At 40.3% G+C, this 18,232-nt stretch carries 12 protein-coding genes and 1 tRNA gene; 5 read left to right on the forward strand and 8 right to left on the reverse strand.

Going from position 1 to position 18,232, the window contains the following annotated elements:
- Positions 1-34 precede the first annotated feature (34 nt).
- From CWC16_RS02930 to CWC16_RS02945, 4 genes are all read left to right on the forward strand, one after another.
- Positions 35-110 (forward strand) — tRNA-Ala (locus CWC16_RS02930).
- Positions 111-264: 154 nt separating this feature from the next.
- Complete coding sequence (locus tag CWC16_RS02935; RefSeq protein ID WP_138540436.1) at positions 265-1,527, forward strand: ABC transporter substrate-binding protein; 1,263 nt, start codon at positions 265-267, stop codon at positions 1,525-1,527.
- Positions 1,527-4,745, forward strand: a complete 3,219-nt coding sequence (locus CWC16_RS02940; RefSeq protein WP_138540437.1) for a hybrid sensor histidine kinase/response regulator — start codon at positions 1,527-1,529, stop codon at positions 4,743-4,745. The genes CWC16_RS02935 and CWC16_RS02940 overlap by 1 nt, the downstream gene beginning before the upstream one ends.
- Before the next feature lie 57 nt (positions 4,746-4,802).
- The gene (locus CWC16_RS02945) at positions 4,803-7,028 is read left to right on the forward strand and encodes a two-component system response regulator (RefSeq protein ID WP_138540438.1); all 2,226 of its coding nucleotides are present in this window, start codon (positions 4,803-4,805) and stop codon (positions 7,026-7,028) included.
- Positions 7,029-7,071: 43 nt separating this feature from the next.
- Here CWC16_RS02945 and CWC16_RS02950 read toward each other — a convergent pair whose 3' ends face one another.
- Positions 7,072-8,319: a glutamate-5-semialdehyde dehydrogenase gene (locus CWC16_RS02950; protein WP_138540439.1), complete on the reverse strand. Its 1,248-nt coding sequence runs from the start codon at positions 8,317-8,319 to the stop codon at positions 7,072-7,074.
- The gene (gene proB / locus CWC16_RS02955) at positions 8,316-9,422 is read right to left on the reverse strand and encodes a glutamate 5-kinase (RefSeq protein WP_138540440.1); all 1,107 of its coding nucleotides are present in this window, start codon (positions 9,420-9,422) and stop codon (positions 8,316-8,318) included. Before proB ends, CWC16_RS02950 begins: the two co-directional genes overlap by 4 nt.
- Positions 9,423-10,268: 846 nt before the next feature.
- On the opposite strand from proB, the gene CWC16_RS02960 reads away from it, so the two are divergent.
- On the forward strand, positions 10,269-12,119 hold the full coding sequence (locus CWC16_RS02960) for a cation:proton antiporter (protein ID WP_055014665.1): 1,851 nt from the start codon (positions 10,269-10,271) through the stop codon (positions 12,117-12,119).
- 81 nt (positions 12,120-12,200) lie between these two features.
- On the opposite strand, the gene CWC16_RS02965 is transcribed toward CWC16_RS02960, so the two are convergent.
- The 6 genes from CWC16_RS02965 to hfq form a co-directional block, all read right to left on the reverse strand.
- Positions 12,201-12,839 (reverse strand): tetratricopeptide repeat protein, encoded by a 639-nt coding sequence (locus tag CWC16_RS02965; protein ID WP_138540441.1) that lies wholly within the window; start codon positions 12,837-12,839, stop codon positions 12,201-12,203.
- Positions 12,840-12,948: 109 nt separating this feature from the next.
- Positions 12,949-14,262 (reverse strand): adenylosuccinate synthase, encoded by a 1,314-nt coding sequence (locus tag CWC16_RS02970; protein ID WP_055014664.1) that lies wholly within the window; start codon positions 14,260-14,262, stop codon positions 12,949-12,951.
- Positions 14,263-14,476: 214 nt separating this feature from the next.
- Positions 14,477-15,355 (reverse strand): protease modulator HflC, encoded by an 879-nt coding sequence (gene hflC, locus CWC16_RS02975; protein ID WP_004587662.1) that lies wholly within the window; start codon positions 15,353-15,355, stop codon positions 14,477-14,479.
- Positions 15,356-15,360: 5 nt separating this feature from the next.
- The gene (gene hflK, locus CWC16_RS02980; protein WP_055014663.1) at positions 15,361-16,533 is read right to left on the reverse strand and encodes an FtsH protease activity modulator HflK; all 1,173 of its coding nucleotides are present in this window, start codon (positions 16,531-16,533) and stop codon (positions 15,361-15,363) included.
- A gap of 100 nt (positions 16,534-16,633) precedes the next feature.
- The gene (gene hflX, locus CWC16_RS02985) at positions 16,634-17,923 is read right to left on the reverse strand and encodes a ribosome rescue GTPase HflX (RefSeq protein WP_138540442.1); all 1,290 of its coding nucleotides are present in this window, start codon (positions 17,921-17,923) and stop codon (positions 16,634-16,636) included.
- A gap of 15 nt (positions 17,924-17,938) precedes the next feature.
- The gene (gene hfq / locus CWC16_RS02990) at positions 17,939-18,202 is read right to left on the reverse strand and encodes an RNA chaperone Hfq (RefSeq protein WP_004587665.1); all 264 of its coding nucleotides are present in this window, start codon (positions 18,200-18,202) and stop codon (positions 17,939-17,941) included.
- Positions 18,203-18,232 lie beyond the last annotated feature (30 nt).

An 18,232-nucleotide genomic window follows, 5' to 3' on the forward strand; every position in this document is an offset into this window, starting at 1 on the left:
ACCAAGTAATTACAACTATGTAATTTAGGAATGTGGGGCTATAGCTCAGCTGGGAGAGCGCCTGCCTTGCACGCAGGAGGTCAGCAGTTCGATCCTGCTTAGCTCCACCACTTTCCTACCATTCTATTATTCCCTATTTTTTATCATCTTATTATTCTTCTATCTTTTACACTCTCATTTTTATATTTGCTCATTCCTTGTTTGTTTAGTCTTTGTTGTCTATAAATTATCTCATCTGTAGCGTTCATACTTTTGGCTTAAACAATGGATATACCTAAACGCACCACGTTAAAAAAGCTTGCTGTCATTGGTTTAACTGCGGGCGTGGTTACCCATGTACCTTATGTGTTTGCCAGAAAAAAAATAACCTTAAGAGTGTTAGGAACGCATGTCACGCTGCAAGAGGCTATTCGTAAACAAGCAATGCTTGATTTGGGTATAAATATAGAGTTTTCCCCTGCAGGTAGCGCTGCCGTATTACAAAAAGCCTCCATGGACCCTAGCTCCTTTGATTTATACGAACAGTGGTCAAACAGTATTAATGTACTGTGGCGAGCAGGGACGATTCAAGCCATAGAAAAAAAGCGACTAACCTACTTTAATGAAATAAATTCTCTGACTAAAACGGGTAAACTCACTCCCGAGGCCAAACTGGGCGCAGGCGACGCCCCTTATAAACTACTCAATGTACAAGAGAATGGCACACTAAGCGCAAACGAAAGCGATCGTATTAGCTTTTTACCTTATGTACATAATGTTGACTCTTTTGGCTATAACACTGCCATGATTAAGCCTGGTATTGCTTATGAAACTGAAAGCTGGGGCTGGCTACTGGATGATGCGCACCGAGGCAAAGTCGGCATTGTAAATGCACCCACAATAGGCTTGTTTGACCTTGCTTTGGCAGCACAGAGCAAAGGATTGATAACATTTAAAGATATTGGTGCGATTACTCGCTCTGAGCTTGACCGTTTATTTAGTATTTTAATTGACTATAAACGACAGGGGCATTTTGCGGGTTATTGGAACTCGGTGCCAGAGTCTATTGAATTTATGAAAAGCCAACGCGTGCATATTGAAAGTATGTTTTCTCCTGCTGTTGCCTCACTAAATAGTCAAAATATTAACGTACGATTTGCCGCTCCAAAAGAGGGCTACCGAGGCTGGCATGGGGTCATGTGTTTATCATCACAGGTCAATAATAACCAAAAAGATGCCGCATACGATTACATGAACTGGTGGCTTTCGGGGTGGGCCGGCGCATTTATTGCTCGCCAAGGATATTACATTAGTAACCCGCAGCGCTCAAAAGCAATGCTTTCACCAAGCGAATGGGACTACTGGTACTTAGGAAAGCCCACTTCGGTTAACTTGCTAAACACCCAGAAACAGATCGCAGTAAAGGCCGGTGAGCAGCGAAATGGCGGTAGCTATTTAAAACGTTTAAGCAATGTAGCTGTTTGGAATAGCGTTATGCCTACTTACGATTACAGCTTACAAAAATGGTATGAGTTAATAAGCAGATAATGATAACCCGCTCAATAAAATCTAAAATAATAATTGCCTTATGCGTTTTAATTACCTTATTAATTTTGCAAAGTTACTTATTCAATTATTCGCAAAAGTCGCTTTTTGAGCTACAAAACGCGCAGCACAAAGCATTATTACAAAGTGAAGCTGTCACCCGCTTAGAAAACGATGTGATTTCTTTGCAAAGCCAAGCCATAGCTTATTTAGATCATGCTAATAGCAATACTATTGATAAGTTTAATATGCACTATAATGCTGCAAAAATGGATTTAGGCAGGCTTAGTAAACATATAGAAGAATATGATGAAAGCTATCAAAGCAACATTAAGCGCCTCAACGAGTATTTAAATAATTACCAAGATACGTTTAACCGGGTGGTCGTTAACAGAACTAAGCGAGAGCAGTTGTACCTTTCACAGTTCAAGCAGCCTATTGACACGCTAAAGGCGCAACTTAATAAGCTTGAGAAAAGCACGCTTGGTAACAAACAGACAATAATAGTGAATATCCTTTTAACTATTAGCAATATAGAACAGGCAGCAAACAACTATTTACACAAGCCAAATTATGATGAAGCACAAAATGTGCAAGATAACCTAGCACACTTAAATACCCTGCTTGCGCGCATTGAAACCGCTAATACTATCCAATTTAATAATACTGACGAGCTTGAGCAAGCATATAGCCAATTAGTTATTTTAACCCGCAGCTATACGTTTTCTATAAATGTAGTTTTAACTGGAATAGAAAACGAGCTCCTTTACCTAGCCGAAAAAATCAGAGCTATTGAGAAACAAAAGCTCACCCAAACAGAGCTGCAGCTAAGAGAGCACGTACTCAAAAGTACAGAGATGGGAAATCTATTTGCAGCTTTAATCTCTGTCATAATTACGATAATCACCTTTTTTATTTTTAACTCCGTCATTAAGCCTATCGCACAGTTAACCAAGCTGCTAAAAGATATGAGTAATGAAAAACAAGTTACACTTAATAGTAATACACACCATCAAAATGAAATTAACTCTGTTATTACCGCGGCCAATGCGCTGTATTTAAAAAATAAGCAAACAAAAGAGCTACTAGCAGAAACGCAAGCGCTTAATTCAAAAATGGAATCTATGAATAAAGAGCTTACACTGGCCATCACTCAAGCAAAAAATGCCAACCAAGCGAAAGGCGACTTTGTTGCTAATATGAGCCATGAGCTACGTACGCCCATGAATGGTATTTTAGGCATGCTACAGCTTTTACAAAGCAGCGCCCTGCCACCCAAGCAAAAACACTACGCCGATAAAGCCTCTTCAAGTGCCCAAAACCTACTACAAATTCTTAATAACGTGCTCGATTTTTCTAAACTTGAGTCTGACAAAGTCAAACTTGAATCAATCCCTTTTACTTTGCATACCGTGGTGTCTAATGTAAAAAATTTATTCTCGGTGAACGCTAAACAAAAAGGGTTGCGCCTTAATTTTGTATTGCATGTTGATGCAGGGCTAGAGCTGATGGGTGATCCGCTGCATTTAAGTCAAATTATTAATAACTGTGTAGGTAATGCAATAAAATTTACAGAGCGCGGTGAAGTAACAGTAACGATTGAAGCCACCACACAAAATGAACAGCAAATTCAATTGCGCTTTGGTATTAAAGACACCGGAATAGGCATGACCCCAGAGCAAACAGCATCCATTTTTGACTCGTTCTACCAAGGCGACTCGAGTACAACACGCAAATACGGGGGGACAGGGCTAGGCTTAACCATTTGTAAGCAGCTTACTAAGTTGCTCGGTGGCGAAATACAAGTACGCAGTACACCACAGCTAGGCAGTGAGTTTTACTTTACACTCCCATTTAAAATGACCAATAAAGAAGCACTTAAAAAACATGCGCTACTTATTAGCCCCGATAATGAGCAAATAAAATCACTCACCGTGTTGTTAAGCAACGCCGATATTACGGCAGAAATTACCCAAGAGCCGTTGCGTGCAATTGCAAAAATGTCTCAACCCAGTAACCCTTTTAATATTGTTATTATGTCGTTGCCGCATAAAGAGCTAAAAGATAATTTTATTTTGCAGCAACTGTACTTACAAAAACAAAAAAATAAACATAAGTTACTGCTTATTCTACTTATTAGCGATCAAGAACACCCACAATCAATCCCCGATAGCGACCATATTGATATTTTAACAATAGGCAATACCGATACTGAGTCACAGTTAATGCGTTTATTATTGCCCGAAACGACACAGCTTAAAGAAGGGGAGTCTTACCCACAATATACTGGTTATACTGCACTTACTGTAGATGATAACCCTGTAAACCAAGAGATTCTTGAAGCACTGTTAACTAAAATGAATATGACCGTTATCTCTGCAAATAACGGTGAAGAGGCCCTAATAAAAGTAGAAGAAAGTGCAATTGATATTATATTTATGGACATTCAAATGCCTGTTATGGATGGCTTAGAAGCCACACGTATACTACGCCAAAGAGGCTATACGCTTCCAATCGTTGCAGTTACGGCAGCTGTATTACCTAATGATAAAAAAGCCGCTATAAGAGCAGGCATGGACGACTTTTTAGTGAAGCCGCTGTTATTTGGCCTGCTTTGCAATACCGTAGAAAAGCATTTAAAAAAGGCCCAAACGCTGAGTACATTAAATCTCGCTGTAGCAAAGGATAACCTCGAAGATAATAATGAACTCATCAATTCAATCTTTTCTAAATTTGATAGTGACTATAGCCACTTTATGGAAACAACCTTAAAGCATTTAAAAAATAATGAGCATGAAGCATTAGTTAGAGAAATGCATAATTTAAAAGGCCTTGCTGGTACACTAGGTTTAGAGCGACTTGAGCAAAGCGCCAAAAAAATTGAATTAGAGCTGATAAATAACACTCACCCTGATTTTAGCGCTTTTAATGAACAACTGACCTTAGCACTTTATGCCATTAAACAGTTGCAAGTAACCAATACGTATAACCAGCAGTCCGACGCAATTAATTTAGAGCAAAGCCCAGATACATTAATTGATGAGGTATATTCTTTAGCGTTATCTGCTCGTCCTATTCCTAGTAAATTAATTAGAGCAGTTGAGCTTCAAAAATTCGAGCATTCTCATCCATTATTTAAGCTAAAAGAGGCAATTGATAACTTTAACTACGCTTTAGTAATTAAACTGATTGATAAATACAGAAATAACTATAAAAACTAGACAATTATGGCAACTATAAACTAACTTTAATGAGTAATTAAAGAATAAGGATTTAGTGTGCATTCAACCTTTCTTGCTAGCAATAATAAACCGGTAGTAAATCAACAGCGAAAACCTTTGATTCTCATAGTTGATGATGAACCTAGCAACCTACATGTACTAGTGGAAGGCCTACTTGCAGACTACGATGTACGCATTTCAACAAGCGGTGAGCAAGCGCTTGTATTTATAGAGTCTACCCGCCCTGATTTAATTTTACTCGATATTATGATGCCGGGCATGGACGGTTATGAAGTATGTAAAATACTTAAGGCAAAGCAAAATACCAAAGGCATCCCTATCATTTTTGTTACCGCTCTTACAGAAGAAGAATCTGAAGAGAAAGGCTTTGCCATGGGAGCTATTGACTATATCCATAAGCCTTATAAGTTAGCTTTGGTTAGAGCACGTATACGCACACACATTACTGCGCAAGGCATGTTAGACAGACTTATAGAAAAAAACTTTGATTTGCACGATAAATTATTAGAAATAGAGGCCCTTGCAAAAGAGTTAAGTCAGCGTGAAGAAGAGCTTAAGCAACTCTCATCTAAACAAAAATTATTTTATCAAGCCCTTACTAGTACGGCCGATGGTGTTGTTATCACTAATAGCGGAGGGAAGATTATTGCTGTTAATCCATCTTTTTGTAGAATTACAGGCTATTGCGAAGCTGAATCACTGGAAATGGACTTAAAAGATATTAAGCAAAATAACCACCCAAGTATTAGCTTTGATGAAGTGTGGAAACACGCAAACGAAGCAGGTTACTGGAGCGGCGAGCTTGTAACACGACGAAAAAATGGGGAGCTCTACCCTGAGCTTTTAACACTTAGCATGGTTAAAAGCGAACAAGACACCAATATACATTACATCGGTGTATTTAGTGATATCTCCAGCGTGAAAGTAACACAGGAACGAATAGATTATTTAACGTGGCACGATGAGCTTACTAAGCTACCTAATCGTAATGGCTTTTTGAAACAATTAGAGCAACAGTTACAAGATTGCAGTAACGATAAAACGTGTGCCTATATTTATATTATCGATATCGACAGCTTTCACTCCATTAATGATGGTTTAGGGCTTTTAGCAGGAGATAATATTTTAAAGGAGCTTGCTCAGCGTATTCATGCCAGTTTAGATAAAAAGGATATTATTGCACGCTTAGGCAGTGATGAATTTGCAGCCTTATGTAGTGTAGATAAAGGTGTTGGACGCACACGTGCGCAATCAATAGCAGAGAGCAAAGCACAAGAGCTTTTACACGCAGTTAACCGCCCTTTTGACGTTGATGGGCAAGAAGTGAGCTTAACAATTAGTATAGGCACTTATATTTTCCCACGTGACGATGTCTGGGAAAGTGCGATTGAAACTATCAGAAATTGTGAAGCTGCCTGTTATAAAGCCAAAGAAAAAGGCGGAAACAGAGTTACATTTTTTGATACCACATTTGGTGAGCAAGCTAAACGACGCTTTGAGATTGAGCAAGATTTAAGAAAAGCCATCCCTCAAAATGAGCTATCTATATTTTTACAGTCACAATTTGATAGCAAGCAAACATTAAAAGGCGCTGAAGTTCTGTTGCGCTGGGAACACCCTCAAAAAGGGTTTATAAGCCCCTGTGAGTTTATATCAATAGCCGAAGAATCAGATGTTATTTTTGAGCTGGATTGCTGGGTTACTACCCATGCGCTTAACTTACTTACCAAGCTTAAATATAACCATCCAAGTTTAAATATTTCGGTTAATATAAGCGGCCGGCACTTTCATGAAGCGCGTTTTTTAAACTTTATAAGCGAGCAAATTAAACGTGTTGATATTAATCCTCAGCAACTCACAATAGAAATTATAGAAGGGACGCTACTAAATCACATGGAAGCCGCCATTGAAGCTGTACACTGCCTTAAAAGGCTGGGCGTACGCGTATCGATAGATGACTTTGGTACTGGCTACTCAAGTTTAACGTATTTAAAGCAGCTACCCATTCATGAACTTAAAATAGATCGCTCATTTGTACTCGAAGCCCCCACTGATAACAACGATAAATTAATTATTGATATGATTGTAAGCCTTGGCAGGTTATTTCAGTTAGAAGTCGTTGCGGAGGGGGTCGAGAATCAATCGCACTTTGACTTATTACAAGAGTATCCGGAAGTTATTTTACAAGGGTACCATCTGCATCGACCTGAACCATTAAAAGATTGGTTAGAGAAGCTAAGTCACACTGTACAAAATGCATAAAAAAACGCCGATTTAACAATCGGCGTTTTTTCTTTAATTGTGGTTAATCACGCACTTGGCCTTCACCATTAACTAAATACTTTTCAGTGGTAAGTGACTCAAGACCCATAGGGCCATAAGCATGTAGCTTAGTTGTAGCTATACCAATTTCGGCACCTAAACCCAATTGCGAGCCATCTGAAAAACGCGATGAAGCATTTACCATCACTACCGATGCATCAACACTGCGTTGGAAAAGCTCAGCCGCGGTGTCGTTTTTAGTACAGATAACCTCAGTGTGGTTTGAACCAAACTGTGCAATATGATCCACAGCAGCACTAAAGCTTGGTACTACACGAATAGCAATTTCTAAATCTAAGTATTCTTCACCAAATTCATTGTCGGCGAGAACTGTTGCATTATCGAAATATTTTGCCGCTTGCTCATCTCCATTAATTTTCACGCCTTCTTGGCGCAATACAACGGCACATAAATTTAAAAATTCGTCAGCGACGTCTTGATGAACCACAAGCCCTTCAAGCGCATTACATACGCCTGTACGCTGTGTTTTACCGTTTAATAGTAAGTTAAGCGCCACCTCTAGGTCGGCGTCTTTATCTACGTATAAATGACACACACCTTTAAAGTGCTGAATAACAGGAATAGTACTGTTTTCAGTTACAAAGTTAATTAACCCTTCGCCACCACGTGGAATGATTAAGTCTATGGTGTCACGTTGCTGCATTAGCTCCATAAGCAAAGCACGGTCTGGGTCAGGAATAACTGAGATCAGCGCTTTAGGTAAGTTATGTTTTTCCAGTACTCCATGCATTACGCTCGCAATGGCTTGTGAGCTTTTAAGGGCTTCTTTACCACCGCGTAAAATAACACCGTTACCCGATTTAAAACACAATGCCCCTGCATCCGCAGTTACGTTAGGGCGCGCTTCATAAATCATGCATACAACACCTAATGGCACACGCATTTTACGAATTTTAATGCCATTTGGGCGCTCTGTTATATCGCGTAGCTGACCGACGGGATCATCTAAACTTACGATAACTTCAATACCTTCAGCCATGGCTTCAATACGCTCTTCGTTAAGCGTTAAGCGGTCTATCATTGAAGCGGCTAAGTTGTTATCGCGCGCTGCGCTCAAATCACTTTCGTTTTCTTTAATTATAAATGCTTTTTCTGCGCGCAGTGCTGCCGCCATCTCTGTTAACACTTGGTTTTTAGTCTCGGTGTCGAGTAAAGCAAGTGTATTTGCCGCTTTTGCTGCTTGGCGTGAAATATCCGTAATCAAACTCATGACTTCTCCAATAATGCGATATCTTTTTCTGAAATAACAGGACCAATAGAATCCTGCATTTTTTCACTAAATTCACTTTGCTCGTTATCAGCAATAAAGCTTAACAAGCAACTACTATAATTTGCGGTGGCTTTTGCTAAACGTGTGCCATCTTCACTTCTTACTAAAATGGTGTCGCCAATGGCAAACTCACCATGCACTTCCATTATTTCGTCGCCACGTATGCAACCGTTTTCACCTTCAAGAGACTCATCAAACGAGCCATCTACAACTACTTCACCTTGCTCATTCGCTGTATGCGTCATCCAGTGCACAGCTTCTTGCATTGGTTTTTCATAAGGAAGAAAGACACTACCGGGGTTGTCACCTGCCAATAATCTATTAAAGGTTTCTTCTTTAAAGCCATTAATAATATAAGTAGCAATACCGTGAGACGTTGCTTTTTCGGCAGCTTCAATTTTGGTTTTCATGCCACCGGTGCCCACTGCGCTAGTAGCACATCCTGCCATAGCGTAAATAGACTCATCAATTGATTTTATTTCAGGCAGTAAAACTGCGTCTTCATGTAAATTTGGGTTTTTGTCATATAGCCCGTCCACATCTGAAAAAATCATTAATGCGTCGGCATCAGCAGCCGCTGCGACCATGGCTGATAAGTTATCGTTGTCGCCCACTTTTAAGTCATCAGTTGTTACAGCATCATTTTCATTAATAATGGGTAGAACACCATGCTCTAGCAAGGTAAAAATAGTTTCACGAATACTTTCATAGCGCTCACGGTCACGTAAGTCACCGTGCGTTAATAATAATTGCGCTGATGGAAAATCAAAAAAGCGATCCCACATAGCCATCATTTCGGTTTGCCCTGCCGCTGCCATCGCTTTTTTCATGACAACTGAACGTGGAATGTCAGATGGGAATAAGTGTGAGCCTGCAGCGACAGAACCTGAAGATACTAAAATCACCTCAATACCTCGAGCGCGGCAGCGAACAATAAATTGCGCAATGGTTAATAAATAGCGTGAGCGGCACCCATCTTGATCAGGCGCGATTAATGCACTACCAACTTTTAAAACAATACGACGCCAATTTAACTTTTGCATAAAATCTCAACTTTCCATTTTATCTACATTCACACTGTGTGAACTAAAATTAGGTAATTGCGTAAATAGCACGCAATTTCGAATAGGTTTTCATACACTTTTTAAACGCACGCAAACACACGACCTAAAATTGCTTTTAGGTTTGTAAAGACATGAAACAGCACCAACCAAAATGAATGGAGGCCTATTAAATATAAAGATAAAAAGTGTTGTTTATGTATCGCTGTAAAAAGCTGTGTGTGGCTTTTTTGTTAACAACATACATAGAGCCTCTAAAGTCAGATACACCAACAGATAGGGTGATGACTCAAGGACCGAGATTTAGCCGCCACGATGGGAGCTAAACATTGAAAGTAATAGTTCAACTCAAACATTTATTTACTTAATTACTTAAATAAACATGCTTGAAAAAACCATACCAAGATATTCAAAAATACAATAGCTACTAATTTAACGCTAATAACAGCATACATTACTATTATTACAGACCAAATATGACGTTAGTATTAATATTTAACGCGGTCTTGAAAATTATAATTAGATGACTAATTGTTTGAACTCTAAATATAATACGATATTTCGATAGAAAAAATCAAGGCTAAAAATCACTCTAATGTGCACCCATCCCTAGCACAACACAAATTAGTAACTTAAAATCAATCACTTATATTTATTTTCACGCTTTTATTCATTTTTTATAAATAAATCAATAAGTTTAACCTACAATTTTTGTATTAAGCGCTAATATTTTATTAGCAAATTAAACATTTCACGTGTATACCCCTGTATTAATATTTAACAAAAGTTATACTTTTCATATTGTGATAAATAAGGAATTCTTAATTTATGTCAGCAATTTATATAGCCGGTATCGCACTTTGTTCAGTGCTTGCCCAATGGGTAGCGTGGGCATTTAAAGTACCCGCTATCTTGTTCTTATTGCTTACCGGTTTATTGCTAGGACCGTTTAGTGGTGTATTAGACCCAGATGCTTTACTTGGCGATTTGTTATTTCCTGTGGTGTCATTGAGTGTTGCTGTGATTTTATTTGAAGGCGCTCTCACTTTGCACTTCAGAGAATTAAAAGGCATAAGTAAGGTCGTTCGTAACCTGTGCTCTATTGGCATGATCACCACTTGTGTGGTGATAAGCTTAAGTGCCTATTGGCTACTCGAACTCAACTGGCGAGTTGCTGCTGTATTAGGGGCCGTACTCGTTGTAACAGGCCCCACAGTAATTGCCCCTTTACTTAATTCGATGCGCCCAACTCAAGATATTGATCGGATATTACGATGGGAAGGCATTGTGATTGACCCAATCGGTGCCCTTTTTGCTGTACTTGTATTTGAAGCAGTTATGCTAGTAGGCCAAGGAGAAGTACTTAGCCATACTATTGTTGCACTTGTTAAAACAGTCGGCGTTGGGCTGTCTATAGGTATTGTTGCTGGGTGGATCACCACACAACTTATGCGCCGTGAATGGCTCCCTTTTGAACTCCATAAGTTTGGCATACTTGCATTAGTACTTATTAGTTTTTCGGTCTCTAATCATTTAAGCCACGAGTCAGGGTTGTTGGCGGTTACCGTATTTGGTATTTGGCTTGCCAATCAAAACGATTTAGAAATCGATTCTGTATTGGAGTTTAAAGAAGACTTATCGATGATTTTAATATCATCACTGTTTATTTTACTTGCTGCACGCCTGCAGCTTTCTGACTTGATGATGTTAGATAGCGACGTATTTATATTTTTAGCCGTGGTGTTATTTATAGCGCGTCCATTGTGTATTGCTATATCTACTTTTGGTACTGACTTACCAATGAAGTCACGCTTGGTACTATCATGGATAGCCCCAAGAGGTATAGTTGCTGCCGCGGTTGGGTCGGTGTTTGCATTAAGCATGATGGAAGCAGGCGTAGCTGATGCTGAAAAAATGGTGCCGTTAATATTCACTGTTATTATTATTACTGTGGTGCTCCAAAGCTTAACCGCTATTCCGGTTGCTAAGCTATTAGGTGTGCGCCAACCTTCCCCAAACACTATTCTGATTATTGGTGCGAACCATGTATCGCGCGCTATTGGTAAAGGCTTGCAAGAGCAAAGTATTCCAGTTCACTTATCAGACCCCGCATGGGAGAACTGCAAAATGGCGCGTATGGATGGCCTTGCTTGTTATTACGGTAACCCACAGTCAGAGCATGCTGAGCGTTACTTACCGCTCACAACAATAAGAACGGTATTAGCGCTTTCACCTAACCGCCACCATAATGCGCTTGGTGTACAATATTTTTCTCATTTATTAAATGAAAAAAATGTATTTTCATTGCGCTCATCTACCTCGCATGCAAAAGCGAACAAAGACAGTGCAACATTCCTATCTAGGCAAATTTTGTTTGGTGAAGATGGTTCATACGCTCGCTTAAGCAGCATTATCGCTAAAGGTGGCAAAGTAAGCGCTACACGTATTTCAGAAGAGTTTGATTGGGAGAAATACCAAGAGATGAACCCTGAAGCGATACCACTGTTTATTTTAAAAGGTGATAAAGACAACGACGAAGATACGCCAGTTAAGCTTCGCCCATTTACCAGTAATATGGAAAAGCCACCGCAAGAGGGAGAGCGTATATTTGCACTTCAGCCCCCAAAAATGTCAGTGTTAAAAGACCCAGCTAAATCAAAAGGCAAAGAAGAAAGCTAGCCACTTATAGTTATTACACAAAAGCCCTAATTAATCATTAGGGCTTTTTATTTTATAAAAATGGTGTGTATTATTTGGCCCTTACATGGGTAACCGGGCGCGGGCCACAACACTATCTGGCATTTTTTGCGCTAGTAACTTAAGTGCACGCTCAATTTTTTTATGGGTGGCTTTATCTGCTACCGTGGTATTAAATAACCAGCGGTACGCATCTTCAAAGTCACGTGGGCTTCCATAGCCTGAATTAAAAAGCTTAACCAATCTTAGCTGCGCTTTTAGGTTCCCTTGAGCTGAAGCCTCCCGCAAATAGGTAATGGCCATAGCTTTATCTTGCTGTACTAAGCGGCCAGTGTCGTAATAACGCCCAAGCTGCTCTAGCGCAGCCGCTAGGCCTTGCTCAGCCGCTTTACGCATGTAGTACACACCTAACTCTACATTGCGTTCAACACACACGTTATAAGCCAGCATATCACCATATAAAAATTGGTAAGAAGGCAGTGCCATTTTATTGGCCCTTGCCTCTATATCTTGCACTAACTGGCAATCATCTGCCTTCACACGCTGTAAATGTGTATTTTTGTTTATTAGTGCGATTAGCTCCGACTCGGTATAAAGCGGCACCGCAGCGGGTGTTTCTTCAGCTAACACATTGCTACTGATAGATAAAAGTAACGGAGCGAGCAAAGACGCTAATAAAGTATTACAGGTAGATAGGCGCATGTTTACCACGTATAAAATAAAACTTATCAAATAATATACAAAGATCGTTCCAAGGTGAATTTTAGGCATAAAAAAAGCTGCAAAAGCAGCTTTTTTATATTAATGGTAATTAAGCAAACGGGTTGCGAAGTACCATTGTTTCTACACGATCTGGGCCGGTAGAGATAATATCAACAGGTACACCTGTGATTTCTTCGATACGCTTGATGTAGTCAATCGCAGCCTTTGGTAGGTCTTCGAGGCTAGTTACGCCTACTGTGTTTTCAGACCAACCCGGCATCTCTTCGTATACTGGTGTTACTTTCTCGTAACCCTCAGCAGCTAATGGCGTTACATTAGTCACTGTGCCATCTTCTAGCTGGTAACCAGTACAGATTTTAAGTGTTTCTAAACCATCTAACACATCTAACTTAGTTAAACAAAAACCTGAGATGCTGTTGATTTGAACTGCACGGCGCATTGCCACTGCATCTAACCAACCGGTACGGCGTAAACGACCTGTTGTCGCGCCAAACTCATGACCTTTATCGCCTAAGTGCTTACCTACTGGATCTTGCTTTTCAAGGCCATCGTAAAGCTCTGTAGGGAAAGGACCAGAACCAACACGTGTAGTGTACGCTTTAATAATACCTAGCACGTAATCAAGGTTTAATGGACCAAAGCCAGCACCAGTCGCAACACCACCAGCAGTGGTATTAGAAGATGTTACATAAGGGTAAGTACCGTGATCGATATCAAGTAATGTACCTTGTGCACCTTCAAATAAAATGTGTTCACCCGCTAAACGTGTCTGATCTAAAAGCTCAGTTACATCAACAACCATTGCTTTTAAGATGTCTGCAACAGCCATTGCATCATCAAACGTCTTTTGGAAATCAACTGCATCTACTTTGTAGTAGTTAACTAAAGTGAAGTTATGGTATTCAAGTACTTCTTTTAGTTTAGCTGCAAATAATTCTGGATTGAATAAATCACCTACGCGTAAACCGCGACGGGCTACTTTATCTTCGTACGCAGGACCAATACCACGGCCTGTTGTACCAATTGGCTTGTCGCCGCGAGCAGTTTCGCGAGCTACATCTAATGCAACATGGAAAGGCAGAATTAACGGACATGCTTCGCTAATTAAAAGACGCTCACGTACAGGTACGCCACGCTCTTCTAACATGCCAATTTCTTTCATTAGCGCTTCTGGTGATAAAACCACACCATTACCAATCACACATTTAACATTGTCACGTAATACACCCGATGGAATAAGGTGTAGAACTGTCTTTTCACCGTCAATAACTAAAGTATGGCCCGCATTGTGACCACCTTGGTATCGAACTACTAAAGATGCTTTGTCTGTAAGGAGATCAACAACCTTACCCTTACCTTCGTCACCCCATTGGGTGCCTAATACAACAACGTTTTTACCCATTGTAAATTCACTTCGAGAAAATTAGGACGAGATTTTACCAGAAAACTAAAGTAAAGATCACCCCTGTTCAGCTTATTTTTTCTGCGCGTATTTTTTAGGCCATCATACTTTTTAAATAATCACATATATAACAGCCATTTAAACTTTCAAATTATACTTAACAAAAAGCCCCGCATAGGCGGGGCTTTATAGCTTTAAATGATTAAGGCATCGCTTATTGCGCTGCAGCGCCTTTCATATATTTAAAGAAGTCGCTGTCAGGTGAAAGCACCATCACATCTTGCTTATCTTTAAAGGTCTTTTTATACGCCTCTAAAGAACGAACAAAACCAAAGAACTCTGGATCTTTGTTGTATGCTTTAGCATAAATAGCAGCAGCTTCTGCATCACCTTGACCACGTACTGAGCGCGCATTACGCTCAGCATCAGCAAGCATTACCGTTACTCGGCGGTCAACATTAGCACGAATTGTTTCTGCTTTTTCTTGACCTTCCGAGCGATGCTCTTTTGCAACAGCAGTACGCTCAGCGCGCATACGTTGGTAAATAGAGCTACTCACTTCTTGTGGTAAGTTAATTTGCTTAACACGCACGTCAAGTACTTCAATACCTAACTCGCGTGCACTTTCAGAGGCTTGTACTAATGCCTCTTCCATTAGCTCACTACGCTCACCTGATACAATCTCGCGAATAGTACGCGTACCAAAGTTAGTACGCAGACCATTATTAACTTTTTGCTTTAGTAGTGTTTCAGCATATTGCTTATCACCACGAGCACGAAGGTAAAATGCGCTAAAGTCGTTTACGCGCCATTTAACAAACGAATCAACAATTAAGTCTTTTTTCTCGCTTGTCACAAAGCGGTCTGGTGTGCCATCTAGCGTTTGAATACGTGCATCAATACGACGTACTTGGCTAAAAAATGGTACTTTTAAATGAAGGCCTGGGCTGTATACAACGGCTTTGTCTTCACTGTCTTTTTCAACCTTGCTAAATAGCAACACGATTGCTTTTTGCCCTTCAGGTACTACAAATACCGCAGAGAAAGACATAACAATGGCAGCTAATAGTATGACTAAACTAAAGTTTTTCATAACGCTTATCTCCCGTTATTGTTAAAGCGATCGCTGTTAAAACGGTCGTTACCGCTGTTCACAGTGCTGTTACGTGATGTATTTACTTTGTTACGTAAATCTTGAATATCACTTGAGCTTGGTAAAGCTACACGTGTTGCAGTGCCTTGCTTTTCCATAATTTTATCAAGTGGTAAGTACATCATGTTGTTACCGCCTTTAACATCAACAATGACTTTAGAGCTACTACCTAGCACTTCTTCCATTGCATCAATGTATAAACGTTCACGCGTTACTTCTTTAGCTGCTTGATATTCAGGTAATAGCTTTTCAAAACGAGCCACTTCACCTTGCGCTTCAAGTGTAATGCGTTCTTGATAACCTTCTGCCTCTTGCGTCATACGTGTTACTTGACCACGCGCGCGCGGTTCAATTTCACGTGCATAAGCTTCGGCTTCACGGATGAAACGCTCTTCATCTTCTTGTGCGGCAATCGCGTCATCAAATGCATCTTTTACTTCAGTCGGCGGACGCGAATCTTTAAAGTTCACATCGGTCACAATTAAACCTAAGTTATACGGTTCGATGATTTTATTAAGCTCATCCCACGTATTTTGACGAACGACTTCACGGCCATTAGTCAGTACTTGGTCCATTTTTGCATGGCCAACAACGTAACGTAGTGCGCTATCAAGCGCCTCTTCTAAGCTATTATCAGCATTGGTTACACTAAACTTGTAAAGATACGGGTCAATAACACGGTATTGCACTTCAAACTCAACGCTTACTACGTTTTCATCTTCAGTAAGCATAAACCCAGATGCAGATAATGAACGCACAGCTTCAATATCTACCGGAATAACCGTTTCAATAAAGGTCATTTTCCAGCGTAAGCCTGGCTCTGCAATACGGTCATACTTACCAAATTGCAATACCACACCACGTTCGGCTTCTTTAACCGTATAAATACCACTTAACGCCCACACAATTGCGGCGATAATGAGGATAAATGAAATACCGGCTCCGCCAAGTCCACCGCCGCTATTATTGCCGGATTTTTTACCGCCAAATAAGCCGCCTAACTTGTTGCTAAACTTACGGAACACCTCGTCTAAATCAGGTGGGCCTTGATCACGTCCGCCTTTATTGTTCCACGGATCTTTGTCATTGCCATTATTACCCGGTTCATTCCAGGCCATAGCTATACTCCATTGTTATCTAAATAAATTAGGAAATTGTGTTAAATCTATCAAATCTACCGCGTTTCTCATACAAAAACCGACATTTATATACCAATTTTTAATCGCGATTGATAAAACCTTCAATTTCAGGACCAAACTCTTTAATTAATCGGTTCCACTCAACCATAGGTAAACGTACATCTAACAACCAGTTACCTTGCTCATCAAAGCGCTCTTCATGGACTGCACTTAAGCTAAATAAAGACGCTCTTAATCGGCCATATTGAGGAGCAAGTAATAACGTATCGCTAAACATTTTCTTAGCAAGCAGGTTACTTATTGCTTCGCTAAGTAGCTCACACCCTTCGCCGGTTTGTGCAGATAACCATACTCTTATAGGCTGCCCTTGGTCATCCCGATCAATTCGTGGGCTTACATCATCAAGCGCATCAATTTTGTTATAAACTAATAATTGCGGTACTTCATCGGCTTCAATCTCTTTTAAAACCGATTGTACTTCCTCTATGTTTTCACGTCTGCGCGGGTCTGCAACATCAATTACGTGTAATTGAAGGTCGGCTTCACGCGTTTCTGTTAGCGTTGCTTTAAAGGCTGCCACTAAGTCATGCGGCAAATGGCGAATAAATCCTACTGTATCGGCCAAAATAACCGAACCAACATCACCAATATCTAATTTACGTAGTGTTGGGTCCAACGTCGCAAAAAGCTGATCCGCTGCGTATACATCTGAGTCAGTAATACGGTTAAACAGGGTTGATTTACCTGCATTGGTATAGCCTACAAGCGACACCGTAGGAATTTCGTTGCGCGTACGCGCACGTCTACCCTGCTCACGCTGTACAGCGACTTTGGCTAATCGGGCACGAATATTTTTAATGCGCGCGCGCAATAAGCGCCTATCGGTTTCAAGCTGTGTTTCGCCTGGGCCTCTTAAACCTATCCCCCCTTTTTGGCGCTCAAGGTGAGTCCATCCTCGGATTAATCGAGTAGACATATGCCTAAGCTGAGCAAGCTCTACTTGTAGCTTACCTTCGTGGGTACGGGCTCTTTGGGCAAAAATATCAAGAATAAGTGTTGTTCTATCAAGTACACGACATTGGCAAACGCGCTCTAAATTACGTTCTTGAGACGGACTTAATTGATGATTAAAGATGACAACATCTGCATTGTGGATTTTGACAATCTCAGCTATTTCTTCTGCTTTACCGGTACCGACGAATAGTTTCGGATGTGGTGCTTGGCGGCTGCCTTGCACAACCGCCAAACTACTAACACCAGCAGAAGATACCAACAACTCTAATTCATGAAGATCTTCACGATCGCCATCTTTAGGTAAGTCGATATGAACTAAGACTGCCTGTTCGCCGGATTCATAGCGGTCAAACAAGCATTACGCTCCTAATTAAATATTTCCTGGTTCTTGCTCTTCAGTGTCATCGCTCCCTTGAACACCTTGGAAGTTGACTGCACGAGCAGGTACAACTGTTGAAATTGCGTGTTTATACACCATTTGGTTTACAGTGTTTTCAAGTAAAATAACAAATTGGTCAAATGACTGAATTTTACCTTGTAATTTTATGCCATTTACCAAAAAGATTGATACTGGAATGCGCTCACGACGTAGTGCATTCAAAAATGGGTCTTGTAACGATTGGCCTTTTGCCATGTTATTGTTCCTTCGTTCTAGGTGTTATTA

The organism is Pseudoalteromonas sp. S3776, assembly GCF_005886915.1.
Lineage (GTDB): Bacteria > Pseudomonadota > Gammaproteobacteria > Enterobacterales > Alteromonadaceae > Pseudoalteromonas.

What these genes read in the sequence shown, in the direction of transcription:
- hflK (WP_055014663.1), bottom strand. Translation starts at nt 16,533, where the DNA reads ATGGCCTGGAATGAACCGGGTAATAATGGCAATGACAAAGATCCGTGG.
- CWC16_RS02935 (WP_138540436.1), top strand. Translation starts at nt 265, where the DNA reads ATGGATATACCTAAACGCACCACGTTAAAAAAGCTTGCTGTCATTGGT.
- proB (WP_138540440.1), bottom strand. Translation starts at nt 9,422, where the DNA reads ATGCAAAAGTTAAATTGGCGTCGTATTGTTTTAAAAGTTGGTAGTGCA.
- hfq (WP_004587665.1), bottom strand. Translation starts at nt 18,202, where the DNA reads ATGGCAAAAGGCCAATCGTTACAAGACCCATTTTTGAATGCACTACGT.
- CWC16_RS02970 (WP_055014664.1), bottom strand. Translation starts at nt 14,262, where the DNA reads ATGGGTAAAAACGTTGTTGTATTAGGCACCCAATGGGGTGACGAAGGT.
- CWC16_RS02960 (WP_055014665.1), top strand. Translation starts at nt 10,269, where the DNA reads ATGTCAGCAATTTATATAGCCGGTATCGCACTTTGTTCAGTGCTTGCC.
- hflC (WP_004587662.1), bottom strand. Translation starts at nt 15,355, where the DNA reads ATGAAAAACTTTAGTTTAGTCATACTATTAGCTGCCATTGTTATGTCT.
- CWC16_RS02965 (WP_138540441.1), bottom strand. Translation starts at nt 12,839, where the DNA reads ATGCGCCTATCTACCTGTAATACTTTATTAGCGTCTTTGCTCGCTCCG.
- CWC16_RS02950 (WP_138540439.1), bottom strand. Translation starts at nt 8,319, where the DNA reads ATGAGTTTGATTACGGATATTTCACGCCAAGCAGCAAAAGCGGCAAAT.
- CWC16_RS02940 (WP_138540437.1), top strand. Translation starts at nt 1,527, where the DNA reads ATGATAACCCGCTCAATAAAATCTAAAATAATAATTGCCTTATGCGTT.